General features: G+C 44.7%; 23 protein-coding genes and 1 pseudogene. 6 read left to right on the forward strand and 18 right to left on the reverse strand.

The window, feature by feature from the left end; translation table 11 throughout:
• Position 1 precedes the first annotated feature (1 nt).
• On the forward strand, positions 2 to 880 hold the full coding sequence (locus tag CHRO_RS20770; protein WP_015156188.1) for a phosphatase PAP2 family protein: 879 nt from the start codon (positions 2 to 4) through the stop codon (positions 878 to 880).
• A gap of 82 nt (positions 881 to 962) precedes the next feature.
• Here the strand turns inward: CHRO_RS20770 and CHRO_RS20775 are convergent, their stop codons facing one another.
• The 12 genes from CHRO_RS20775 to CHRO_RS20830 form a co-directional block, all read right to left on the reverse strand.
• Entirely contained in the window at positions 963 to 2,342 is a 1,380-nt protein-coding gene (locus tag CHRO_RS20775; protein ID WP_015156189.1) for a glycoside hydrolase 100 family protein, read from the reverse strand.
• A gap of 144 nt (positions 2,343 to 2,486) precedes the next feature.
• The gene (locus tag CHRO_RS20780; protein WP_015156190.1) at positions 2,487 to 5,126 is read right to left on the reverse strand and encodes an MGH1-like glycoside hydrolase domain-containing protein; all 2,640 of its coding nucleotides are present in this window, start codon (positions 5,124 to 5,126) and stop codon (positions 2,487 to 2,489) included.
• A gap of 264 nt (positions 5,127 to 5,390) precedes the next feature.
• Positions 5,391 to 6,713: a phospholipase D-like domain-containing protein gene (locus CHRO_RS20785; RefSeq protein WP_015156191.1), complete on the reverse strand. Its 1,323-nt coding sequence runs from the start codon at positions 6,711 to 6,713 to the stop codon at positions 5,391 to 5,393.
• 53 nt (positions 6,714 to 6,766) lie between these two features.
• Positions 6,767 to 7,258, reverse strand: coding sequence for a pentapeptide repeat-containing protein (locus CHRO_RS20790; RefSeq protein ID WP_015156192.1), 492 nt, complete (start codon positions 7,256 to 7,258; stop codon positions 6,767 to 6,769).
• Between the two features lie 55 nt (positions 7,259 to 7,313).
• On the reverse strand, positions 7,314 to 8,123 hold the full coding sequence (locus CHRO_RS20795) for an SDR family oxidoreductase (RefSeq protein ID WP_015156193.1): 810 nt from the start codon (positions 8,121 to 8,123) through the stop codon (positions 7,314 to 7,316).
• 86 nt (positions 8,124 to 8,209) lie between these two features.
• Complete coding sequence (locus CHRO_RS20800; RefSeq protein WP_015156194.1) at positions 8,210 to 8,845, reverse strand: fasciclin domain-containing protein; 636 nt, start codon at positions 8,843 to 8,845, stop codon at positions 8,210 to 8,212.
• Positions 8,846 to 8,971: 126 nt separating this feature from the next.
• Positions 8,972 to 9,634: an SAM-dependent methyltransferase gene (locus CHRO_RS20805; protein ID WP_015156195.1), complete on the reverse strand. Its 663-nt coding sequence runs from the start codon at positions 9,632 to 9,634 to the stop codon at positions 8,972 to 8,974.
• 51 nt (positions 9,635 to 9,685) lie between these two features.
• The gene (locus CHRO_RS20810; RefSeq protein WP_015156196.1) at positions 9,686 to 11,020 is read right to left on the reverse strand and encodes an APC family permease; all 1,335 of its coding nucleotides are present in this window, start codon (positions 11,018 to 11,020) and stop codon (positions 9,686 to 9,688) included.
• Positions 11,017 to 11,691, reverse strand: a complete 675-nt coding sequence (locus CHRO_RS20815) for an SAM-dependent methyltransferase (RefSeq protein ID WP_106167697.1) — start codon at positions 11,689 to 11,691, stop codon at positions 11,017 to 11,019. The genes CHRO_RS20810 and CHRO_RS20815 overlap by 4 nt, the downstream gene beginning before the upstream one ends.
• 206 nt (positions 11,692 to 11,897) lie before the next feature.
• Positions 11,898 to 12,617 carry a hypothetical protein gene (locus tag CHRO_RS20820; RefSeq protein WP_015156198.1) on the reverse strand — a complete coding sequence of 240 codons (720 nt, stop codon included), beginning with the start codon at positions 12,615 to 12,617 and terminating at the stop codon, positions 11,898 to 11,900.
• Positions 12,618 to 12,959: 342 nt separating this feature from the next.
• Positions 12,960 to 14,357 carry a magnesium transporter gene (gene mgtE, locus CHRO_RS20825; RefSeq protein ID WP_015156199.1) on the reverse strand — a complete coding sequence of 466 codons (1,398 nt, stop codon included), beginning with the start codon at positions 14,355 to 14,357 and terminating at the stop codon, positions 12,960 to 12,962.
• A gap of 113 nt (positions 14,358 to 14,470) precedes the next feature.
• Positions 14,471 to 14,818 carry a phage holin family protein gene (locus CHRO_RS20830; protein ID WP_041463372.1) on the reverse strand — a complete coding sequence of 116 codons (348 nt, stop codon included), beginning with the start codon at positions 14,816 to 14,818 and terminating at the stop codon, positions 14,471 to 14,473.
• A 275-nt stretch (positions 14,819 to 15,093) separates the two neighbouring features.
• On the opposite strand from CHRO_RS20830, the gene CHRO_RS20835 reads away from it, so the two are divergent.
• On the forward strand, positions 15,094 to 15,777 hold the full coding sequence (locus tag CHRO_RS20835; RefSeq protein WP_015156201.1) for a rhomboid family intramembrane serine protease: 684 nt from the start codon (positions 15,094 to 15,096) through the stop codon (positions 15,775 to 15,777).
• Between the two features lie 82 nt (positions 15,778 to 15,859).
• Here the strand turns inward: CHRO_RS20835 and CHRO_RS20840 are convergent, their stop codons facing one another.
• Both CHRO_RS20840 and CHRO_RS20845 read right to left on the reverse strand, forming a co-directional pair.
• Positions 15,860 to 16,210 carry a hypothetical protein gene (locus CHRO_RS20840; protein WP_015156202.1) on the reverse strand — a complete coding sequence of 117 codons (351 nt, stop codon included), beginning with the start codon at positions 16,208 to 16,210 and terminating at the stop codon, positions 15,860 to 15,862.
• Between the two features lie 19 nt (positions 16,211 to 16,229).
• Positions 16,230 to 16,643 carry a response regulator gene (locus CHRO_RS20845; RefSeq protein ID WP_015156203.1) on the reverse strand — a complete coding sequence of 138 codons (414 nt, stop codon included), beginning with the start codon at positions 16,641 to 16,643 and terminating at the stop codon, positions 16,230 to 16,232.
• A 343-nt stretch (positions 16,644 to 16,986) separates the two neighbouring features.
• Here CHRO_RS20845 and CHRO_RS20850 point away from each other — a divergent pair, with 343 nt between their 5' ends.
• The 3 genes from CHRO_RS20850 to CHRO_RS20860 all read left to right on the forward strand — a co-directional run bounded on the left by CHRO_RS20850 (position 16,987) and on the right by CHRO_RS20860 (position 21,764).
• Entirely contained in the window at positions 16,987 to 18,840 is a 1,854-nt protein-coding gene (locus CHRO_RS20850; RefSeq protein WP_015156204.1) for a response regulator, read from the forward strand.
• A gap of 18 nt (positions 18,841 to 18,858) precedes the next feature.
• Positions 18,859 to 21,096 carry a CHASE3 domain-containing protein gene (locus CHRO_RS20855; RefSeq protein ID WP_015156205.1) on the forward strand — a complete coding sequence of 746 codons (2,238 nt, stop codon included), beginning with the start codon at positions 18,859 to 18,861 and terminating at the stop codon, positions 21,094 to 21,096.
• Positions 21,097 to 21,383: 287 nt separating this feature from the next.
• On the forward strand, positions 21,384 to 21,764 hold the full coding sequence (locus tag CHRO_RS20860) for a response regulator (RefSeq protein ID WP_015156206.1): 381 nt from the start codon (positions 21,384 to 21,386) through the stop codon (positions 21,762 to 21,764).
• 32 nt (positions 21,765 to 21,796) lie between these two features.
• On the opposite strand, the pseudogene CHRO_RS34500 reads toward CHRO_RS20860, so the two are convergent.
• A pseudogene (locus CHRO_RS34500) lies at positions 21,797 to 22,112 on the reverse strand (sensor histidine kinase); the annotation flags it as partial.
• On the reverse strand, positions 22,087 to 22,317 hold the full coding sequence (locus CHRO_RS32700; protein WP_146139848.1) for a hypothetical protein: 231 nt from the start codon (positions 22,315 to 22,317) through the stop codon (positions 22,087 to 22,089). The pseudogene CHRO_RS34500 and the gene CHRO_RS32700, both read right to left, overlap by 26 nt.
• Before the next feature lie 22 nt (positions 22,318 to 22,339).
• Here CHRO_RS32700 and CHRO_RS20875 point away from each other — a divergent pair, with 22 nt between their 5' ends.
• Positions 22,340 to 22,936: a hypothetical protein gene (locus tag CHRO_RS20875; protein WP_015156207.1), complete on the forward strand. Its 597-nt coding sequence runs from the start codon at positions 22,340 to 22,342 to the stop codon at positions 22,934 to 22,936.
• Positions 22,937 to 23,394: 458 nt separating this feature from the next.
• Here CHRO_RS20875 and CHRO_RS32705 read toward each other — a convergent pair whose 3' ends face one another.
• Together CHRO_RS32705 and CHRO_RS20880 are read right to left on the reverse strand one after the other, a co-directional pair.
• Positions 23,395 to 23,568, reverse strand: coding sequence for a hypothetical protein (locus CHRO_RS32705; protein WP_015156209.1), 174 nt, complete (start codon positions 23,566 to 23,568; stop codon positions 23,395 to 23,397).
• Between the two features lie 132 nt (positions 23,569 to 23,700).
• Positions 23,701 to 25,044, reverse strand: coding sequence for a ferredoxin reductase family protein (locus CHRO_RS20880; protein ID WP_015156210.1), 1,344 nt, complete (start codon positions 25,042 to 25,044; stop codon positions 23,701 to 23,703).
• Between the last annotated feature and the right edge of the window lie 7 nt (positions 25,045 to 25,051).

Here is a 25,051-nt window from a genome sequence, read left to right on the forward strand (position 1 = left end):
CATGGAGATTCTGTGGAGCGTTGAGCCAATTATTTTTGTCCAAAGATGGTTTGGCGAAAGCTGGAGTTGTTTTTTTGAAACTATGACGCAACTCGGATCGGGTGGAGGAATTGCGATCGCTTTCGCTTTAGCATTTTGGCTCAAGGGTCGAAAGCTGGCTTGGAGCTTAGCGAGTGCTGTTATTTTTGTGACAGCGATAAATGCAGCGATCTGGTCGTTGTTCTACGTACCGCGTCCGCAGCATCCGCAAATAAGCGTCTACAAACAGCTAGACGTGTCATCGTTTCCGAGCGGACATACCGGAACTGCTACGATGCTTTGGGGATCTTTGACTGTATTAAGTTATCTGCCAGCAGTCATTACAGTCTGTATTGTGGCGTTAGTCATGCTATCGCGCATATATCTGGGCGTACATTATCTGATGGACTTACTAGGCGGTTTAGCGGTCGGGCTGATTTCACTATTTATCTATCAGCGGTTGTTACCCGTACTGGTACGCTGGTTTTCTGGCAGAACATTTCATTTTTTCCTAGTTCTGAGTTTTGTATTACCAATTGTGGCATTTCCCGCCGCCGATGCCTTTCCCGACGGTTGGGAGGTTTTTGGTGCTGCTGTTGGTGTTGCAATTGGAATGCCGTTAGAATACTGGTACGTCAGATACCATCCTGCCCAGGTATCGTTACAAAAGCAAGTCGTGAAAGTAGCGATCGGTTTAGGAGTGCTGGCGGGGATTGTGTTTGTGGCTCGTCTCATAAGTAGTAACGAATTACCACGCGATCCGATCGCTTATGGTTTAGCAGTGTTTTGGATCGTATTCCCAGCACCAGCACTATTCGCTCGCATGGGATTATCGAGAACTGTGGAGCAACGCTTGCGATAACTTTCTTTCTCCCTTGTTAAGGGGGGTTAGGGGGGATCGAGATTCTGATTCCAGCGCGTAACTCCTGCTGAATCTAAAATAACTACATCTGACAACCTGGACTTTCAACTCCCTCCTCAAAGCTGAATAATTCAATGTGCTTCGGATTATTCATTATCTCTTTTGCTGCTAGCAATCCGGCGATCGTCCAAGTTTGATAAGTTCTCGCTTCTTTGCCGATCAAGCGCCCATTTTTACCGTCATAATATTCGGGATATTTATCTTGAACCAAGCGAGTTTCAGCCAGCGCGATCGCTCTAGTCGCTAGTTCTATTCGTCCTGTTTTTTGGGCTGCGGCAGCAAATAACCATAGAATTGTAGCCCAACTACCGCCATTATGATAAGACCAAGGGAGATTTTTGGGATCGCATCCAGTCACGATCCGCCACTCTAATCCTTCTACAGCGGGAAAGCAAATTTTCAAAGGCATAAATCCAATTAGATCTTGCCAGCGTTGTTCAAATAGATCCATAATCTTTTGAGATTCTGCTTCGCTTGCTAAAGAAACTAGAATTGCCAGCAGATTTCCCAATGAAAAGAAGCGAAAATCCATCAGTCCTGGACCCAGATTTCCGGCTAAATAGCCTCCGGTTTCGGGCAACCACTCGGTTAACCAATTGGGAATTGATTCGGCATAAATGTTGAATTTATTCGCAACTTCTTGACCAAACTCATCACTTTTATAGCGGTAAATTTCATTTAACCGTTGCAAATCTATCCAATAATATTCGCGGACGTGGTAATTTAAAGCACCAAGTCGCTGCTTGACTGCATCAAGATAGCGATCGCCGCCATTTTCTGGCAACAACAAATCTTTTACAGTCCGCAAAGCCGCATAGAATAATACTTGAATTTCTAAAGGATGCCCGTCAACCCCCATGCGACGGTCAATCATAAACGAGCCATCGAGAACTGGAAGAGTAGGATACATGGCGAACCGATGCACCAAACATAAATCGAGAATCAGTTTTATTCCCTCTTGAAATTCTGGCTGATGAGCTAATTCAATATCTCCTGTGGTTTTGATATAAGCTCTTAGTAATAGCAGCCACCACAGACAAGAATCGACAGGAGGAACGCGGGCGATCGCGCTTTCGCCAAAATCAGATTCTATATATTCTTTGTCGCCATCATGTTCCACCTTAAAGCTAGCAGGCATTAAGCCTGGTCCTGGCGCAAAGCAATCCATCTCGCGATCGTGATTTTGTTGCATGGCTAGCGTTTCGATTAAGAAATTACGCACGATTTCTGTTTTGCCATGCATCAGAAATACTAAGGCTGAGGGGACGAAATCGCGGATGAAACACTGGTCGTAGTTGAGTGCTTCTAGTGCTGGATCTTGAGCCGCCAGCGTGCCAATTGGTCGTCCTTGATAGTAGATGATGGAGTCTTCTAGTAGTTTCCAGGCTTCTTTTTCCCACATAGTTTTGTTTTGATAAGGTGTTTTGAAGATTTGTGTCGCGCAAAGACAAGCCAGTGCGCTGGCGTGAGGTTTCCCCGCCCTGTAGCACCTGGCGTGCAGAGGCGCGAAGAAAGGCGATGAAGATAAGAAGAAGTCGCGGCTGAATTACTTCATTTCTCCACTGTCGCGGATTAAGTTTGCTACTAATCCCGTCCAACCTGTTTGATGATTTGCTCCCAATCCTGCGCCGTTGTCGCCATGAAAGTATTCATAGAATAATAACAAGTCTTGCCAGTCTGGATGAGTTTGAAATATAGCGTTGCCACTGTGAACAGGACGACGATTACTACTATCTCGTAAGAAAATTCTTGTCAATCTTTGAGACAACTCTGTAGCCACTTCTGCCAAATTCATCCATCGACCGGAACCAGTGGGACATTCAACTTTAAAGTCATCTCCTAAATAGTTATGAAATTTTTGCAGAGACTCAATGATGAGATAATTCATCGGAAACCAAATAGGACCGCGCCAGTTAGAATTCCCGCCAAACATCCCACTGGTAGATTCAGCCGGTTCGTAACTCACTTGATGCTGCTGACCGTCAACATTGAAAGTGTATGGGTTTTCTAGATGAAATTTCGAGACAGAACGAATGCCATACTCGCTCAAAAATTCGCCTTCATCTAACATTCTTTGCAAAATTAACTTGAGTTTTTCAGGGTTAACAATTGCTAGCAATCGTTTGCTTTCTTTTCCTTCGTCTGTCAAAGAGGCAATGTTCTCTTGCAGTTTAGGACGATTGTTAATAAACCACTCAAAGCGTTTTTTAAACCCTGGAAATCGCTCTAGTAAATCTGGTTCTAGAATCTCTACTGCAAATATGGGAACTAAACCCACCATCGAACGCACCTTGAGGTGATGGCGTTCGTCATGTGGAGAATGCAAGACATCATAAAAGAACTTGTCTTCATCATCCCATAGGTGAATCTGAGTTTCGCCAATGTGGTTCATTGCATCGGCAATATAGAGGAAATGCTCGAAAAATTTACTGGCGATATCTTCATAAGTAGAGTTAGTTTTTGCCAATTCTAATGCGATCGCCAGCATATTCAGACAATACATTCCCATCCAACTCGTACCGTCTGATTGTTCTAAATAGCCACCTGTAGGCAACTCAGCACTGCGATCGAAAATGCCGATGTTATCTAAGCCTAAAAATCCTCCTTGAAAGACATTATTGCCATCGTTATCTTTGCGATTTACCCACCAAGTAAAGTTGAGCAATAATTTCTGAAATACTCTTTCCAGAAAATCAGTATCAGCGCGATCGTAAATATCTCGTTCAATTTGATAAACTCGCCATGTTCCCCAAGCATGAACGGGAGGATTGACATCACTAAAATGCCATTCATAAGCTGGAATTTGCCCGTTAGGATGCATATACCATTCCCGTGTCAGTCTATCCATTTGTCGCTTGGCAAAATCTGGATCGATTGTTGCTAAAGGAATGACATGAAAAGCTAAATCCCAAGCCGCAAACCAGGGAAATTCCCATTTATCGGGCATAGAAAGAATATCATCATTAAATAGATGCATCCATTCTTGATTGCGAGCATTATGTCGCTGTGGCACTGGTTGATTTGGATCGCCATTCAACCAATCTTCTATGACGTAGTGATAAAACTGTTTTGTCCACAATAAGCCAGCAAAAGCTTGTCGTTGCACGTTACGACAATCTGCTAACAACTCTTCTGGAGAAATTCGTTGATAAAATTCATCTGCTTCTTGTTTGCGAGTTTGTAAAATTGTATCAAACTCTAAAAATGGATGTGTTAGCTTACCGAGATCGCTGAGTCTTAGCTTGATGATTTGTTCTTCACCTGCATCAAGATTCAGTGAGTAATAACAAGCAGCTTTTGTACCTATTTTTTCTGGGTTAATAGCCTCTTCGATATTCTCCACAACATAATCGTTTACCCCGTCTTTGACATAAGGAGATTTATTGCTAACTCCAAATAGCTTTTGATAGTTAGTCTCATTTTCTGTAAACAACAACTTGCAGCCATTTTGACAATACAACCATCTTTTCCCCAAAGTTGGATGAGCAGCTTCAATAGCACAGGCAAGAAGATCGGGCTTCATGACTTGAAGTGATGGTTTTTCACTCTGTTTATCCCAAGCCCAAGTATTGCGGAACCAGAGAGTAGGTAAGAGATGAAGTGTTTTTTCTTCCGAACTACGATTGACAACTGTAATTTGAATTAAAATATCTTCAGGAGAGTTTTTAGCATATTCGACAAACACATCGAAGTATTGATTATTGTCAAATATACCAGTATCAACTAATTCAAATTCCGGCTCGTAGTATCCTCGTTGCTGATTTTCTTGCACCAATTGCGTGTAAGGAAATGCTGATTGAGGATATTTGTAGAGATATTTCATATAGGCATGACTGGGAGAATTGTCAAGATAAAAATAATATTCTTTGACATCTTCCCCATGATTGCCTTCAGGTCCAGCTAACCCAAATAATCTTTCTTTCAGGATTGGATCTACTCCATTCCAAAGCGCGATCGCAAAACAAAGTCTTTGATGATTGTCAGAAATTCCCGCAATCCCATCTTCTCCCCAACGATAGGCGCGACTCCGAGCGTGTTCGTGGGGAAAATAATCCCAAGCATTACCATTCTGGCTATAATCTTCGCGTACAGTTCCCCATTGGCGATCGCTTAAATATGGACCCCAGCGCCGCCAGTATGCTTGACGGGTGCGATTTTCTTCCAGTCTTTTTTCTTCTGCGGTCATGTTTTTACTCCATGAACTGAAATAAAGTCAAAAGTCAAAAGTTAAAAGTCAAAACATTTCAAGTAGGGTAGGTATCGCCCATCATGAGTTACATATGCCAATTGTGGTAAGCATTGCCTACCTGAAAATTATTAAGATTTACCTATAGTAGTTCTAAATGATTTGTAAAGTATACTTCTAGCCTGCCGCAGGCTAGAAGCCTGCTCCACGTTCATGAATCAAATAGGATTGCTATACAACTAATTTAAATTTCTCACTAAACTACTACAACAAAGGCTTGAAAATCAGCCCTATTTGACCGAGTAATTTCTCTGTTGCTGAACGATTTTGCCATTCTATGCGAGTAAGATAATTGCTATTATCCAAAGCGTTTTGAAATAAATTGTCTGTTTTTTCAATTAATTGAGTATTGTTAGTAGAAATATTTAATTCGTCATTGTGATGATAGCTGCGGGGGTCAAAGTTTGCACTGCCCGTACTTACCCAGTCATCGTCAATTAAAGCTAGTTTAGCGTGCATCATACTTGGTTGATATTCGCAAACTTGCACCCCAGCTTCTAGTAGTTCGCCGTAGAGTTCGCGAGAAGCAAAACGTACAATTGGCTTATCATTCTTCTGTCCCATTGTCAGAACGCGCACGTCAACCCCCTTTTGCCTGGCTTGAATTAGCACGTTGCGCGTATTGCGATCGGGGACAAAATAGGGGCTACCAATCCAAATTCGCTCTCTAGCTGCCAAAAAGCTTACCTGAAATAGCATTCTGATTGTTGACTCGCTCAAAGTAGACGTGTCGTTCGTGATGTAAAGTGGCGTTCCTTTTTCTGGTTGCACTTTGATTACATCCTGCGCCAAATCTACCGTGCCACCAACATATGCCCAATTTTGGAAGAAATTGCCTTCCAATAGACTGACGACTTCTCCCGTATAACTTGCTTCAAATTCTAACCAAGGAGCGGTATCACCTATTTCTGGATCGCCATCCCAATCATCTGAAACTCCTGCACCACCAATTAAAACCCGTTGACCGTCAATTAACAGTAACTTGCGATGAGTGCGAGAATTATACTCCAATGGCGCTCTCCAATCGAATTCGCGGAAAAAACGAACCTCAACACCAGCTTGCTGCAATCTTTGCCAATACTCGCTGGGAATCGAATCAGTACCGTAGTCATCGATCAAAAGTTGTACTTCCACACCTGCTTGAGCGCGATCGCTGAGTGCGGCAGCAAATTCATCAGCACGACGACCAGGGGTCATGTAGTATGTTTCAAAGTGAATCGTGCGTTTGGCGCTCTTGATAGCATCTATGCGAGCAGCATAAATAGCATCTGCTCCGCTCCAATAGTCAGTCAAGCGACCGCTAGTAGGTAAAGCATTGGATAAACTTACTACTAGTAGTGGAAAACGGGGATCTTCTAAACTAGGTCCATTGGTAATTTTATACTCGACTTCCGAGCGAAAAAACCCTCTCAGGTAGAGAAAGCCCAAGCAAAGAATTGCCAAAGCAAGGACTCCTCCACCAATCCACCACCACAGCTTTTTCTTTGCTGCGCGACGGTTTGCCAATTGCCGTTGTCTAGTCTGCATTTCTAGCCTAGTAATTTCCAGTCATTTCAAAACGCAAAGCTGAAGCAGACAAATCACCTATTTCTAACTGTGCCATCAGGCATGACTGTGTTCTCAAATTCTGCTTGTTGTAAATTTGCTCCCGTGATGTTGGCTTTGGTAAGATTTGCTCCTTCTATGTCTGCTCGCTGGAGACTAGCTTGTTGTAAATTAGCCGACTGTAGGTTTGCCTTTTCTAGATCGGCGCGAATCAGATTAGCTCCTTGTAGGTTAGCACCTTGTAAGTTAGCTTCTTCTAAATCTGCATTTTGTAAATTAGCATTCTGGAGATTAGCACCTTGTAAGTTAGCTTCGTCCAAATCTGCGTTTTGTAGATTTGCTCCACTCAAGTTGCAACCCGGACATTGCTTAGTTTTTAGCAATTTTTGTACTTCAGAAGATTGAGCTTGAGTTTGGGCTTGAGCGATCGCTTCAGGTATTTGATTCAGGGAAAATCCAGCAACGAGTGTCACAAAGGTTGCTGTTACACTCCAGAATTTCAATGTTTGTGAAGTTAATCCATTCATTTTCAATTCTCAACGTTTAACTTTTAACTTTTAACTTTTGACTTTTGACTATCAATCAGGCTGACCACGCCTCGCGAAAATCGGCGTACAAAGTCAAACCACCATCGACAAATAGAGTTTGTCCGGTGATGTAGGCGGCTTCATCCGAAGCTAAAAAAGCAACTGCTGCTGCCATTTCTTCGGAAGTACCAGCACGACCCATCGGAATGTGACTTTCAACGATCGCCTTCTTTTCTGGGTCATTTGTCCAGGCTTCGTTAATTGGTGTAACTGTTGCGCCTGGAGCGACGGCATTAACTCGAATTCCTCGATTGGCATACTCTAAAGCTAGGGTTTTGGTCATATTTTCCATCCCACCTTTGCTGATGGAATAGCTGACATACATCGGTCTGGGAATAATTTCGTGAACGCTGGAAATGTTAATAATAATTCCAGAACGATTCTGGGATAGTAATTGTTTGATAGTTTCGCGGGCGCACAAATAAGCACCGCGCAAATTAACTGTTAATACTCGATCGAATTCTACCGTTTCAATTTCGTGGGAGGGAGATTCAGTTTGAATTCCAGCATTGTTGACCAGAATATCTAAACTACCAAATCTTTCAACTACAGTATTGACCATGCTGATGATGTCTTCTTCTTTCGAGACATCTCCCTGTACCAGCAGAGATTTCACGCCGCAATTTTCCACGTCTCCACATGCTTTTTGCATTGCCATTTCTTCTGTATCTTCTGCCCCATCAGGACTTTTGCGGTAATTGATGGCAATATTGCATCCTTCAGAGGCGAGGCGAATGGCGATCGCTTGTCCAATGCCCGAACTTGCACCAGTCACCAGTACGTTTTTGCCTTTTAATCCCTTCATAGAGTTATTCCTTCATCTCTACGTATCATCTTCTTGTAGAGACGCAGAATTTTGCGTCTCTCAACCGAATTAGATAGAAAAGCGAATTAGATAGAGAAATTGGGTGGTAAGATGACGCGATCGACAATGTGGATGACACCATTGCTAGCAGGAATGTCTGCCTGGGTCACGGTGGCATCATTCACTGTTACTTGGTTGGCTGTTTGGTCAACTTTAACGTTAACGTTTGCACCTTCTACCGTTTTCACGTCTCCCGATTGCAACTGATTGGCGCTCACTTGACCAGGAACGACATGGTAAAAAAGAATCTGCGCTAGTTGTTGGCGATTTTCTGGTTGTAGTAGCCTTTGGCGAGTTTCTGCGGGAAGAGCATTAAAGGCATCATCTGATGGTGCAAACACCGTGTATGGACCTTGAAGTTCTAAGACTTCGTTAGCATCTGTTTCATCAATGACAGAAGCAAGGGTTTTCAGCGAAGGATTTGCCTGTACTACATCAACGACATGGTTGTCATCTGCCTCTGCTTGAGCGGCGGGAGGCGCAGTTGGAGCAGCAGGAGATTGTGTAGTAGCCCCTGGCGTAGCTTCCGCAGTCGGCGCAGTAGCAGGAGGTGTTTGTGCAGTTTGCTGAGGTTCGCAAGCAGCAATAATTGGCAAGATCGTCAGTCCTGCTGCCAATCCAGCTAATTTTTTGATTGAATTAGTTCGATTTTGAACGTTCATTGGATTATCCTTTATTATTTGTCATTAGTCATTGGTCACTGGTCACTGGTCACTGGTCACTGGTCACTGGTCACTGGTCACTGGTCACTGGTCACTGGTCACTGGTCGCTGGTCACTGGTCACTGGTCACTGGTCACTGGTCGCTGGTCGCTGGTCACTGCCCCTCTGCTCCCTTTCAGGTACAGTCCACAAGTAAATCGTTCTGCCGTCTACTTGCTCGACTCTTTCAGGTTTCCAATCGCCCATGCCGTAGTTGTGAGAAACAATGCGAGTACCTGGTTTGAGTTCTTGCAACAGCTTGGGACGCAGTTTGATGTTGTTCTCTGTCAGTAGATAGAGCGTCACTACTGTTGCTTCGCTCATGTCGGTTTTGAATAAGTCTGAGTTGCGAAACTGGACGCGATCGCTCACTCCTGCTGCTTTGGCATTCTGATTCGCCTGTGCAACAAGTTCTGGATCGATCTCTATACCAACTCCTCGCGCTCCATATCTTTGGGCAGCCGTCACCGGAATTCGCCCATCACCGCTACCCAGGTCGTAAATTATGTCATCCTTGCCCACATTTGCTATTTTCAGCATTGCATCTACAACAGGTTGAGGTGTTGGAACGTAAGGAATACTGGACTGATATTCCTGGGGCGAAGTTGTCGGAGCTGTTGCTGGAGATTGAGTTGTCGAAGTCGGTGTTTGTGCCTCAGCTTTTAGTTCGGGTGGCGTGCATCCAGCTATGCCCAAGCTGACAACGCTTGTACTTGCAACTATTCCTAGTAGCATTTTTTGTAATTGCACGAGCCGCACTCCTTTCACTTGTGTTTGTAAAAAATCAACTATCGCTAATTGCTAATTGCTTTGATGCCATTGCCACAACGGGATACCGAGTCCTACCACCAAAATGCTCGCGATCGCCCCGATGCCCGTGTACGCCAAACTGGAATAAAACAGATAGGCACAGACTACACAAAAAAGTAGGGGTGTCAAAGGATAAAGCGGGACTTGAAATGGACGCTGAACGTCGGGTTCTCGCATCCGTAGTACCAACAGCGAAATTCCAGTTAAGAGAAAAAAGAACCAAAATACGGGAGCGGTATAGTCTACCATCGTTTCAAAGCCTCTACGAGTCAGCGTGCCTAGTACCACTAACACTATGGCGATCGCTCCCTGTACAAGCATTGCACCAGTAGGAGAACTACGTGACCCAGACGATTTAAGAAAACTCAGTCGGGGAAAATCTTGCCCCAAAGCATAGTTGGAGCGTGCGCCAGTGAAAATTGTGGCGTTGAGCGAACCCAAACTGGCAATGACTATGAGCAGACTAATAATTATTGCACCGCGCTCGCCCAAGGCTTGCTGCATCAAATCTGCTGCTACTGCTTGAGACTGTCCCATTGCCTCTAATCCCAACCCTTTAAGATATGCTAGGTTGACCAGAAAATAGATAACTGTAATGATGCCGATACTCCAGAGCAACGACCGGACAATATTGCGTTGTCTATTCTGAATCTCGGCTGAGATGTAAGCTGCTTCGTTCCAACCGCCGTAGGATAGCAAAACAAATAGCATTGCCAATCCCCAGCCTCCAGAGTTGGTTGATTCTGTAGCGGGAATTGAAGTAGGGGTAGCAAAGGCGATGCCGATAATGACTATGAGTAACAATCCCAGCACCGTAGCAACCGTAAGTAAGTTTTGCGTTCGCTTGCCCTGTTGCAGACCAAAAATATTGAGAGTCGTGAACAGAGCGATTGCACCTGCTGCATAAACTGAGGCAGAAAACGTACCCAAACCTAAGATTCTAGAGGCATAGTCGCCAAAAACAAATGCCAAAAGCGCAATTGAACCAGTTTGAACAACTGTCATTCTCGCCCAGGCAAACAAAAAAGCTACTCTCTGCCCGAAGCTGCGCTTGAGGTAATAGTAGTTCCCTCCCACATGAGGATATGCCGTTGCCAGCTCTGCATAACACAATGCTCCGACCAGAGATATCGCACCTCCTACCAGCCAAGTTAGCATCAGTGCTGCATTACTACTGACATTAGCAGCAACTAGAGCAGGGGTTTCAAAAATCCCCGCGCCAATGACAATCCCTACAATCAGGGCAACTGCATCGACAAATGCCAGCGATGGTTTTGGAGAGGCGACTTTGGCGATCGCAGCTTGACTGTGTTGTTTGCGTCTCATGCTAGGTAGTGGACTGGTGCGGAAGTATCTTCTGTTCGTGCTTTGTCAGGATTGTTTTGAGAGTGGAAATTTTTCGGCACGCGATCGGGTATGACCCAGTAGTAAATGGTTCTGCCACCCACTCGTTCAACTCTTTGAGGTTTCCAATCACCCATACCGAAAGCGTGGGAGACAATCCGAGTTCCTGGCTGGAGTTCTCTGAGCAATTTCGAGCGCAGCTTGAGATTGACAGCAGGTAAAAGGTAGAGGGTGACTACCGTGGCATTGCTCAAATCTGCTTTAAACAAATCTTGTTGACGAAACTCTACCAAGTTAGTAACTCTAGCCTCTCTTGCGTGGGTATTTGCTTCTTGGATGCGCCTGGGATTAATATCTATACCCACACCCCTAGCACCATACTTTTGTGCTGCGGTAATGACCAACCGTCCATCACCACTACCGAGGTCATAAACCACATCGTTGCGGTTGACTTTGGCAATTTCTAGCATTCGCTCTACCACAGGTTGAGGTGTCGGTACGTAGGGAACGTCAAGTTGCCGTTGTAAAATCCGCACGCCAGGAGTAGATTCTGTTTGGTTGTCCGTGCCAAACTGACGCTGTTGAGTGCAGCCGACAAATACCAAGCTACTAATACAGATTACGAGTAACTGTAGCATCCGTCGTTGCTGCATAGTCAGTATATTTCCCTCCATCCAATCGAGCTAGTTTTACAACAACACAAATTTACAGTTTTGCTAGTGGGGCAGGTGCTGGCGGGCGAGTCTTTGCAGAAAACGCTTTTTGAGCTTAATTTCTCTCCACCAGCGAGGAGCGGCATTAACAATCTGCTTCTAGTTTTCAAACCAAAAATGATGACAATATGACAACTCGACAGTTCTTACAATCCTTCAAAGTTGTAACCAACACCGATAGTCAGTCCTACACTAGTACTGTCAAAGAAGCCGACATTCACACCAGCATTGGCTGTCAGTCGATCGCCTAGAGGTACGTCAGCACCAGCAGTGAGCATTGGTCCTACATCGCTGTTGTCTCCTGTGGCGATCGCTAAACCACCTCCTACGTAGGGTGCAAAACTAGATATTGCTTCTGTCGCTACCCCTGTAGGTTGCACGGTAAAGTCATAAGTAATTGGAATCAGAAAGGTAGTGTTGTCCCCAAATACCACAGCAGGACGAGCAGAGACAGCTTCGGTGAATCCGATTTTGCTGATAACTGTGAAGTTGCCGATACCCAAAGCCGTGTCGCCACCGCCTAGACCGATGTTGCCGCCAACTCCAACATAGCTGGAACCACCACGAGTAGCTCTACCTGGTTCAATTGCACCTGGTGTGGTTTGAGTTGGTGTAGTTTCGGGTGTAGTTGCAGGTGGTTCTGTAGTGGGGGTAGTTGGTTGAGTGCTGGGGTATGTATGGTCAACTTGAGCCACTGTTGAATTTGCCGAGTCATTTCTGAGTGCAGCAGCCGAAGTTGAAACTTTCGTGTCTTGAGTAGGATTGGAATTAGCAGTCTGAGCTTGGGCTGACAATCCGCCTGCTAACACAGCTACGGTAGCGATGCCGACCGCAACAAAAATCTGCTTAATAGGTTTTGCGTTCACGAGCGTTCCCTCAAATGTTTCTAAAAGTAGTTAATAGCGCCATAAACTATGGCAAATGGTCAAAAATTAACTGATTTTTGTTTAGCTATCTTTTGTTCAGCTTTCTTTAGCATTACAATCAAAAATGATGAGAAAATGACAGCATAAAGATAAAAATTTATTTTTTTTAGAGTGTTTAATGAACCACGAACCGAGAGGTGTTGAGCTATAATCTGACTTCTGAGTTCTGACTCTTCTTTACTAGAAAAAAAGTTCTAACCCAGGATAGATATTTTTATGCGAGTGAGGATAATTCGTGTTTAATCCTCACATAGATTTAATGCCTAACCTTCTCAGTCAAACCTACAATTGCAGAACTACCCTTGCTACCCAAAGATAGATTGAAACACCTAAAACATCAACTACGGATGTAATAAATGGCGCTGACATCAAAGCTGGATCTAAACTCAGCTTGCTAAACAAAAAAGGGAGGGCAGAACCGGAAACGGAGGCTAACAAAGTAATCGCCAGCAAACTAACTCCAACCGCGATCGCCACTTCCCAACTATTTTCTAAAAAGTAAGCCCATACAACCACCGCTAGTCCTAGCATTACCCCCAGCAGCAGCCCAACCAAACTTTCTCTGGTAATTACACTCAGAGCTTTTTTGACGCTAACTTCACGCAGATTCAAACCGCGAATCACGACTGTTGAAGACTGCGCTCCGACATTACCACCCGCATCAATCAATAAGGGAATGAATGCAGCTAAAGCAACTACTCGTTCGATAATTTCTTCTTGGTTAGCAATAACGGCACTAGTAGCTGTATTAGCAAACAAGAGAATAAACAACCACTTCACCCGCATTCGAGCAATTTGAAATAAGTTGGTTGTTTGGAAATATTTATCGCCTCCAGACTCGACACCGCCTAGTGCATAAATATCCTCTGTGGTTTCCTGCTCGATAACATCGAGGACATCATCAACAGTGATAATGCCAACTAGACGCTGCTCTGTATCTACTACAGGCAGTGCCCCAAAGTCATAATCCTGAACGATCCTGGCTACTTCTTCTCGATCGGTATCTGTGCGGACAATAACTACCTCCCGTTTCATCACATCAGCCACAGTTTGCTCTGAGCCAGCAGTTAATAAAGCGCGTAAGGTCAGGACACCAGTAAGGTGACGAAACTCATCGGTAACATACAGATAGTAAATGGTTTCAGTCACGTCTGCCAAACGGCGAACCCGTTCTAAGGCTTGGGCAACTGTCAAACTTTCCTTGAGTGCAATATACTCTGGGGTCATAATCCGCCCAGCAGTATCAGGTTTGTAACCTAGAAGTAGGGTAGTAGCTTGGCGTTCGGTAGGGCTGAGTTGATTCAGTAAACGCCGGACAACCTTAGCAGGTAATTCGTCAAACAGTCGCGCTCGATCGTCGGGGGACATCTTATCCACAATATCGAGGACATCTTGCTGCTTAAATTCTTCAATCAGAGCTTGCTGTACGTTGGAATCGAGATACTCGTAAACTTCGATCGCTTCATCTTTAGACAACAAGCGAAAAGCGATCGCCTGTTTTACAGCTGGTAATTCTGTAATGACAGCGGCAACATCTACAGGTTGTACGGGTACGAGTAAAGCTTTAGCTCCCCGCAAGTCTTCTTGTTCTAGCAGTACCAGCAATTGCGATCGCACTATCTCCTGTAGTTCTTGTCGCGATATATTCGCTGGTAGAGAAGGAGAATTTTGATTTTGCATCTAGGCAACTCCCTGGCTGTAGTAAGCGATCGAAATGAATCGGAAATGTCTTCAGCGATGAGTCAGAAATAATAGTTGCAACTGGCGATTCAACTTGAGGTAGATCGGCAACTTCATCTCACATTTGTGACTAATTGACCTAACACAGTAGCAACTAGTGTCAGTACGATCGAACCTAACAAGGCAGGTAGAAAGCCAGTTACAACAAAACCAGGGGTAATAAAACCTACCAGCCACAACATCAGGGCATTAATAACAAAAAGAAATAGACCAAACGTTAACAGCGTGAATGGTAAAGTCAAAATTATCAGAATTGGGCGCACGAGCGCATTAACTAGTCCTAAAATTGCCGCAGCAATTAATGCTGTGGTAAAACTATTCACCGTAAAACCAGGGACGACATAGGCTGTAATCAAAAGTGAGATAGCAGCGGCTATCCAAGTGAGTAGAAAGTACAGCATAAATCTTCGGGTGAGCAATAGCAACAAATAACTCATGCGAACTCAGGTGCGATCGCCGAAGTTACTATCTATAATCTTGACTAAAAATGTGATGAGAAAATGACACATATCAGTGACCAGTGACCAGTGACCAGTTACCAATATCTACTTTTGACAAATGACAAATGACGAATGACCAATAACAGCCATATTGTCATTTTTTAGTCACATTCAAAGTTCAAATTAGGAAATAAGCAGAATCAAACTTATCACAATTCTGTCAAACTGAACCACCCGTGGTTCCCCTGCGAGATAACAATCCCACAACAATTACCCCGTATGTCAATTATGGGCTAATTGCCGCAAATATCGCCGTTTTTATTTATCAATTGAGTCTGAATAGGCAAGAGTTACAAGAGTTCTTCCGCTCTGCGGCAGTCGTGCCTTGCCAAATCTCCAACACTTGTCTTCAAATCCCCGCGCAACCCATACCAGAATGGTTGACACTGTTTACATCCCAATTTTTGCACGGCGGTTTTTTACATATAGCCGGAAATATGTTGTTTCTGTGGGTGTTTGGTAATAATATTGAAGACCGATTGGGTCATATCAAATTTTTATTTTTCTATGTGACTTGCGGTGCTTTGGCAGCATTGGCTCAGTGGTTTTTCTCTCAGAATTCTCCGATTCCTGCTCTGGGTGCTAGTGGCGCGATCGCTGGCGTTCTGGGTGCGTACATACTCCGCTTCCCCCGCGCTCAAGTTCTCACCTTAGTTCCCTTGGGCTTTTTCATCACGACGATCCGCATCCCCGCTATGTTTTTTCTGGGGGTTTGGTTCGTTCAGCAAGCTTTCTATGGCATTGCTAGCCTCCAAGCTCCCAGTTCTGTAGGCGGTGGTGTGGCTTACTGGGCGCACGCTGGGGGTTTCGTTTTCGGGGCAATTCTCGCCCCCCTGTTAGGTTTGTACAAGCGGGACTAGGTTTAGGTGGTTATTTGAGCTGCTCTATCCTACCTTGGATTAATTAACCAGTTGGTAGTTTGAGTTCTAAAGTAGGCAAGTACTAGAGGTGCGAGGAAAGTGCATCTATTCTTGTTTGCATTGTCTCTAGATAAATTGCAAGTGCTTGGAGGTATGATTTTTTTGCTTCTGCTTGCGCTTGTGTGGCTTGCTGATATAGATCTTCCGAACAAAAATTTTCCAACTGTGCTAACTGAATATACATTAATAACTTATCCGCTTGCTTCTGGATGAACTCGCTATAACCTTCAATAATACGACCGTTCTTTTGTAACGACAAATCATCATATTTCTGTAAGATTTTACCGCACGACTCTACTAATAGCGCACATCGACGTGTGAGGTCTAAGTTTTTTAGCATTACATGTAATTCATGTTGTAGAAAGTCTTGCATAAAATAATTCCTATATTGACTATTCAAATAAAGAAGAATGTTTGAGCGGCAAGATATGCTGGATATGATTTAAAAGTGCATCGAAATTAATTGGCTTTAGAATAAAACCAAGCGCCCCAGCACCGAATGCTTCAATTGGCTCCACGCAGTCATAGCCTGTAACTAATAAAATTGGAATAAAGGGTAAGTTGACATTTTGGTGGATATGTCGAGTCACCTCCAAGCCATCCATTTCTGGCATCATCACATCCAATAACACTAAGTGCGGTCGAAAAGTTTCGATTAAGCTAAGGGCTGCGCGACCGCTATCAGCAGTTTCCACTTGATAGCCTTCTTCCTCTAAAAAAGATTGCAGCAGTAAACAGTTGTCGGCAATGTCGTCAACTACTAAAACTCTGTGAATTTGAGGTGTTGGGTTATCGGGTTTATACACGATCGACTCACTCAAAAATTAATCAGGTTCGGATTTTTGGGTTAGCACGGTACGTTGTTTGCAGCTCGTGTACACATCATACTAGTCTCTCTATACAAAAATTAGAAGTTTTCTTCAAAATTGCTTCATTTTTATAGATTGTAACTAAAAGGCATATTTTTTGTGTTAAAAAACTATCTATGGTAGTATATTCGACTCAACAAGAGGAAAATTCAAATCTTTTAGCTGCAAGGTAACTTTTTTGCTGAGAAATTTGAGGTTGTACGAGGTAGTTATCGCCAAACCTGCAATTTCTTTCTCGATCTGAAGTGGTAGTTACTCTTTACTCGAAGCAAGGGTGCTGATGAAAATTTTGCTAGTAGAAGACGATCGCTACACGGTAGCAAAAATCATAGAAATACTTGCACAACACCAGTATGTAGTCGAAGTGGCTGCTGATAGCGAAAAGGCAATTCAACTGATGCAGTCTTACGAATATGACCTGCTGATCGCCGATGTGGTTCTGCCTGGATTAGATGGGATCAGTCTGTGTTGCTACCTGCGGGAAAAGAACTATCAATTGCCGATTTTGCTGTTATCTGTGAAAGCTAGTGTCAGCGATCGCGTCTTTGGATTGAATGCAGGCGCGGACGATTACTTAGTCAAACCCTTCGACTCAGCAGAGTTAGTTGCTCGCGTGGGCGCTTTGCTGCGGCGACGAGAACAATTTGTTTCTCCTGCACTGACTTGGGGAGCTTTGCGACTGTTTCCCAATACCCGCAGAGCCACTTGGCAAGGAAAGCCGCTGAATTTAACCGCAAAAGAATTTAGATTACTACAGCTTTTTTTAGAAAATCCACAACGGATCTTCAGTAAAGACGTAATTTTAGATCGGCTGTGGACGGCGACGGAGTCTGCCAAAGCAGGGACGGTTGCAGCACACATGAAGGGACTGCGGCAGAAGTTGAAAGCAGCTGGTGTCAAAGTAGAGATAATTGAGACGATCTATGGCGTAGGCTACCAGTTGGGATCTCCACTCGATCTAGAGCAACCCGTACAAGGCTCGCCTGTATTGCCAATCAAAATCGAACCAAGTCCAGCGCAGCAGGAAGTTATGGCTGTCGCGGCTGAGGTTTTGCAGGAAATTAGAGCCAGCCTCAATGAGGAGACAGCATTGTTCGAGCAAGTCATTGCCCAATTATCTGCTGGAACGCTGGAACGAGAACTGCGGCGACAAGCTGAAAGACACGCCCATCAATTAGCTGGCTCGTTAGGCTCTCTAGGTTTATCGCAAGGATTTGAAGCGGCACAGCAGATCGAGCTATTACTGCAAGGTGAAATGGCGTTGCGGCAGACAGCAACACGACAATTACAGTATTTTGTAGAGTTACTCAAGCAAGCTTTGGTCGCAATCCCTATGCCAATTGCCCCAGCTTCACCAAGAATTGCTTCGGCGCGACTGCTGGTCATAGATGACGATCGCATTCTCGTCAACCAACTACGACTAGCGGCAGTCGCGGCTGGATTCAATCTAGAAATAGCAACGACTTTGGCAGATGGTAGAAGGGCGATCGCCCAAAACCCGCCCGATGCCATTTTGTTAGATTTAAGCTTTAATGAAGATACTGAGGATGGACTCAAGCTTTTAGCAGAACTGGACGAGCAAAACTCTTCCATCCCCGTGTTAGCATTTACCGTGCGCGATAGTTTGACTGACCGGATTGCAGTTACTCGTTTAGGCGGACGCGCTTTTCTACACAAACCCATTTCCATCAGTGAGGTTTTCAACGCGATCGCTCAGGTCATCGATCCCCCTCCCATTCCAGAAGCTAAAATCCTGGTTGTCGATGACGATCCCCAAATTCTAGCAACTTTCGTCGAGCTACTACCTGCTTGGGGGTTGCAAGTGACAACTCTAGCCCAACCGCAACGCTTTTGGGAACTACTGAGAACCGCAGTGCCAGATCTGCTAGTTTTAAATGTATCTATGCCACAGTTTAGCGGAATTGAACTTTGTCAAGTAGTACGCCATGACCCGCGATGGGAAAATCTACCAATTCTAATGTTATTAGAGCGAGAAAATGCCGATTTAATTCACCAGATATTTATGGCTGGTGCAGATGACTATATCTGCAAACCGATTGTCGCACCCGAACTGATAACTCGGCTCTTGAATCGTCTAGAACGCATCCGCTTGCGGCAACAGCCCAGAAGTTGAGTCAACTCCCTACTCCCTATGAAACTGTCTGTCCTCAGCAAGATTTCCATCGGCTTTGTGGCGCTATTAACAACAGCCAGCATTACTGGGGCGATCTTGGTACAAATTCCGCTGAGGCAGAACGTAGCAAGCCGTTGGCTGCAACATACTCATGAGGTGCTGTTGGAACTGGAAACGGTACTCGCAAACATGGCGGATGCCGAAACAGGACAACGGGGCTACTTACTCACGGGAGATCGACGTTATTTAGAACCTTATGACGCGGCGATCGCTCAAATTGACGCACAACTCCAGCAACTTAAAGTATCGATCGCGGATAACCCAGAGCAACAGCGTCGGTACGAATTGCTTGAACGACAGATCGAGGCAAAACTAGGTTTGATGGCGAAAACTATTGCCTTGCGAAGCAATGAAGGGTTTGAGCCAGCAGTGCAGGTTATCTTTTCCGGTCAGGGCAAACAGCAAATGGATGCTATTCGTGCTTCGATTAGCGAGATGGAGCAAGAAGAGAATCGATTATTAGAGCGTCGGATTAGAGATTACCGAGCGATCTCCCAACTGACAACGCAAGCATTTTTAATTCTTTTGTTCCTAAGTTTAGCACTCATTTGTGTCGTTTACTATTTAGTCAATAGCGATATCACCTCCCGCAAGCGAGCGGAGATCGAAAATCTGCGACTTTTACAGCAGGTGCAGACAGAACGGGGATTGCTGGAAACCGTGCTGCGGCAAATGCCTGCTGGAGTGATTATTGCCGAAGCTCCTTCTGGTAAGCTGATCCTGGGAAATCAACAAGTAGAGCAGATCTGGCAACATTCTTTCCTGGTTGCCGATAACGTCGAGCAGTATTGCGAATATAAGGGGTTTCACCAGGACGGGCGACCCTACAATCCGCAAGAGTGGCCCCTAGCTCGATCGATCCTGAGTGGGGAAGTTGTTATCGAAGAAGAGATCGATTTTTTGGCTGGGGATGGTACGCGGGGGACAATGCTTGTTAGCTCTGCACCCATCCGTAATGCAGCAGGTAACGTAACCGCAGGCGTAGTAACTTTTCATGATATCAGCGATCGCCAGCTAGCTGAGAAAGAACTGCGCCGCCGCGAAGCTGAGTTGCGTTTTCTCAACGAAGCTTTACCCCTAGGCATTTTTAAATTAGATTCTCAAGGAAACTGCACCTACACCAATTCTCGCGCTCAGGAAATTTGTGGCTTTACGCTTGAGGAAGCATTGGAAACTGGCTGGCGACGGTTTATCCATCCTGATGATACAAGGCAGCTTTGGTCGCAATGGTTGCCAGCAGTGGCAGCGCATCAAGAATTCTGTGGGGAAGTGCGTTATTTGCATCGGGATGGAACAGTCCGATTTGGTCGAGTTAAGGTAGCGCCGCTCTTTTCCCGTAGTGAGGCGATCGGTTATGTTGGCACGATCGAAGATATCACCGAAATTCGTGCCATAGAAAAAATGAAAAGCGAGTTTATCTCTGTTGTCAGCCACGAATTACGCACGCCTTTAGCTTCAATTCGCGGTGCTGTCGGGTTACTTTCTGCCGGACTACTGCTCAACGAGCCAGAAACAGCCCAAGAAATGTTAGAAATTGCCTCGCTTGATACAGAACGCTTGATACGTTTGGTGAATGACATTCTCGACTTAGAGCGGCTAGAATCCAACAAACTGACTTTAGTTAAACGGTGGTGCGATGCTGCTGCAACTATGCGCCAAGCTGTCGAAAGCCTCCAACCTGTTGCAGAAGAGAACGAAATTACACTGTCCTTGTCACCGCTATCGATGCGAATTTACATCGATCCCGACCGGATAATTCAAATTCTAGTTAATTTATTAAGCAACGCGATCGAGTTCTCGCCCCCAGGTGCAACGGTTTGGTTGAGTGCAGAACTGGGAAGTGGGGAGTGGGGAGTGGGGAGTGGGGACAAGGGAGATGGGGAGACTGGGGGAGTTGGGGGAGAAAACACAACCACCAATTACCAATTACCAATTACTAATTACCAATCACCAACTCCCGAACTTTTATTTACCGTCAAAGATACTGGACGCGGTATTCCTGCTGATAAATTAGAAACTATCTTTGAACGGTTTGAGCAGGTTGATGCATCAGACTCTCGGCAAAGAGGCGGGACAGGTTTGGGTCTAGCCATTTGTCGCACGATCGCGCAACTACACGGCGGGCAGATCTGGGCTGAAAGCGTTTTAGGACAGGGCAGCACATTCTACTTTACAATCCCACTGGTTCAAGAGTAAGGGCGGTCGCGATTTCGCTGTAGCAAAAAGTGCCTATTAGAACTTGCTGTATTTAGTCCGCGCGACAGAGAAAAACGGGCGATCGATACTATTAATCTTGAGAACAAATTAATTGTGATAGCAATTCTCGATTGTGTGGATGACATTTGTAGGGGCGCTTTCTCTGTGCGCCCCTACCAGGCGTATATTTCACCCAATTGAAAACCGCTGTGAGAACAATTTGTCATCTCCAGCAAGTAAAGATCCCCAACCACCCACTACCTCCCCACTCCCCACTCCCTATTCAAATGCCATCCAAACGCATTCTTCTAATTGACGATGAACAACGCCTTTCTAGAGTGATTGAGACGTGTTTGAGAAAACTAGGAGGTTGGACAGTATTAACGGCACAATCGGGCAGCGAGGGTTTGCAAAAGGCACAGACCCAACAGCCCGATGCCATTTTGTTAGATGTAATGATGCCCGATCTAGATGGAATTGCTTTGTTTCGGGAGCTACAAGAGAATCCAGCTACTCAAGCGATTCCTGTAATTTTGCTAACTGCCAAAGTACAGCCTGTTGACCGTGAAAGCTACGCTCGCTTGGGTGTTGTTGGAACGATCGCTAAACCTTTCGATCCATTACAGCTAGCAAATCAGATTGCTGAGACTCTGGGTTGGCAAATTTAGCTTCATCGAATATGACAAGAAAACGATCGCATCTAAGCGAGCGGGAGTTGAATTTGAAAAGTAGAACCTTGTTCGCAGACACTTTTGATTAATATAACCGCCGTGAGCGCGAACGATCTGCTGGGCGATCGCTAAACCCAATCCAAAACCGCCAGTTTTGCGCGATCGCTTGGGATCGACACGACAAAAGCGATCGAAGATATAGGGTAAATCTGATTCGGGAATGCCGATGCCCCTATCCTCAACTGCGATCGCGGCTCGATCGAAACGAGTAAACAGTCGCAATTGCACGCTACCGCCCACTGGGGTGTACTTAAAGGCGTTACTCAGCAGATTCATCACTGCCTGAGGTGAAACGTTGGAGTTGTTCGTAACTTTCTCGAATCGGTTGCATTGCTGCTCCTGCCAAAAACCAACCTGCATCTTCCAGCTCATCTAAAGCGGCATATCCTCCACTAGTCAGATTCTCAAAACTACCCTCTAGGGAAATACTGATACAAGCAGTACCCAGTTCAATCGTTACAACACCCACCAAATTGACTCGTGACTTCACCTAGCTGAGCCGAATCGTACCTATGTTTCACTGGTTGCTCAAACTTCCTAGTTTCAGGTTAGGATTTCTGCTACCGCTACCGCTACTCCTAATGGCTTTTGGGCTGTTTGGCGAACAACTCACAAACAATGTGCTAAGCCTTTCCTTTGTGGGGTTAGATAAGCTACAAGCTGAGAATTCTCATTTACAAGTACAGCTACCAATTAAGGCAACAGTAGTCAAAGCCGAAATCGAGAAAGAATTAGAGTTGACTGAAGTTGAGATTGAAACTACCAAATCCCCACTCAAGAAATTGATATTTGCATTTCCCACTGTAGACTCAAACGCGCTTCAAACTATACTCGCTCGTGAACTGGGCTTCTCCTCTCAAGCCGGATTGCAATCTGGCACGCAAATTCAGGGACAACTTAAATTCAGCGTGCAAGGAATTTTAGCTCAGATTGACAAAAAACAGGGAGCAACTAAAATCGAAATCAAAACTATTGATGCCGCTCTTAAACAATTAGAATTGGAGTTTCCAACTACAGATATCGAGCGGTTAAAAGCTACTCTAGCTCAAGAACTAAAACTATCTCGTCAAGAAATACGAATGTTAGTCAGCTATCGAATCGTTGAATAGGAGCCAGGAGCCGTGATGCCAGTCGTCAGGAGAAATACTCTCGGTGAGATTCAAACTCCTCTTCATATTTGTCAGCGGGCGGTGCGTGAATGCGATTCACGCATTAAGCCGCGTAGCACCAAACTCATTGATTTGGCTCAGTTCTTGTACCCCTCAAGTCAATCGCCGTGTCGTACAGTAGCCATTTCTGACTCCCGACTTCTGACTCCTGACTCCTCTTTAGTATCTGCTACTAGGGAAAATATTTAAATCCACGACTTCGCCAAATACTAATCCCGTTCCTAGGAACAGTTTGCAAATAAAAGTCTCGCCAAGGTATGTAACTTAAATTGAAACAGACCAAGATTAAATTGATTAAACCAATAATGGCTATAGCTTTTTCTAGCCAGCACCAGCGGCGACCAGAACGATTGTTTGTAATTATTTGGCGGACATAGCAAAGCAGAATGAGTTTTCACTTAACTATTGCTATACATATTGTTAATAGCAATCCATTTTTCTACACTGTTTATCTCCGAGTTAGTTCCCTGTTCTGAACCAGGACGATATTGCAACCAAGCAAACATGGCTGCACTAACAACCAGAATAAAGGCAATTCCAGTAACTAGCTGAAGCATGATACTGTAACGCATGACAAAAGTGGTAATTGGTAATTAGTAATTAGTAATTGGTAGTTGTAGTTACTACCGGTTTGACTTTTAACTTTTACGCGGCTAATATTGGCGAAGACGCTTCGCCAATCGCCCGCTTAACTTTTGACTTTTTCAAACAAGATTGTAATGTTCCATATGAACGTGAGTTACGGGTACATCTAGATCGTGCAGAGCTTGCTCGACTTGATCCATCATTTTTGGTGCAGCACAAATAAAATAATTGCGCGTAGCTGGACGTTTAGGAATGTAGCGTTTTAATAGCTCTTTATCTACATATCCCGATTCTCCCGACCAATTATCGGGCGGTTCTCTTAGAACGTGGATGACTGTTAGATCTAATCTGTCTTTGAGTGCTTCAATTTCTTCGCGATAGGTAATATCCTCCCTAGTCTTGCTGGAATAGATTAAAGTTAACGGTCGTTCGTCATTGCGATCGGCTAGAGTCAGGAGTATGCTGTAAATTGGTGTAATGCCAATTCCACCAGCAATGAAGATAAACCCTGCTGTATTCTCGTAGCGATCGCTAGTAAAAACACCGTAGGGACCATCAAGAAAGGCTTTAGTGCCAGGTTTGACATCTTTGATTGTCTTGGTAAAATCTCCTAATGCCTTAATCCCAAATTCGATGCGATCGGGCTTTTCCGCACTCGAAGCAAAGGAAAACGGGTGTTCCCGCATCCGAAACGGTGAAATTTGCAAGGTAATCCAAGCAAATTGACCTGGTTGAAAATGCAATCCTTCATGTCCTCTAGGACGCAGTACCAAATTCCAAACGTCGCCTCTTTGGGGAGTGACTGTTTCTACCAAGTAAGGCTTTCTCAACATCATCCAAGGTTTCACCAAGCGGATATAAACCAACAGCCACAAGGCGACAAGAGCAATTCCACCCCAAAGAACTGCTTTCCAGAACAAGCTGAGATAGTAACTCACACCAAGAGCATGTGCTAGACCGAAACCAACTGCAAGAACTGCCATAATTCCATGCAGAATCCGCCAAGGCTCGTAAGGTATGTTGAGTTGCTTGCGCCAGATAGAAGTGACAATCAGCACGATCAAAGCCAGCGTTCCGATAACGGCAAATCTAGCTCGCCAGGGAGCCTGAAAAAAGTTAAGAAGTTGTAATGTCTCCGGCTGGTCGATAAACAAAATCACCGGATGCAGCAGAATAAAACCGAAAGCAACGATAGAAGTATAGCGATGAAATTGGAGGATCAGGTCAACTCCATAAGAAGCTTCCACACAGTTAATACGGGCAGTTAAGGCGAATTGCAGCACCATCATTGCTAACCCGATGAAACCGAGAGCGACAGAAAACTCAATCCAAAAAGTTCGCGTGTCGCTGGGTGTGGGAGGGTAGAACAGCAGAATCAGTAGAGGTAAAACCGTGAGTAACAGATATAGCCCAATCCATGAGACTCCGATCGTCAATGGATTTTTCATTAATAAGCTTCGCATTGGGATC

It is taken from the genome of Chroococcidiopsis thermalis PCC 7203 (assembly GCF_000317125.1).
Classification (GTDB): Bacteria; Cyanobacteriota; Cyanobacteriia; order Cyanobacteriales; family Chroococcidiopsidaceae; genus Chroococcidiopsis; species Chroococcidiopsis thermalis.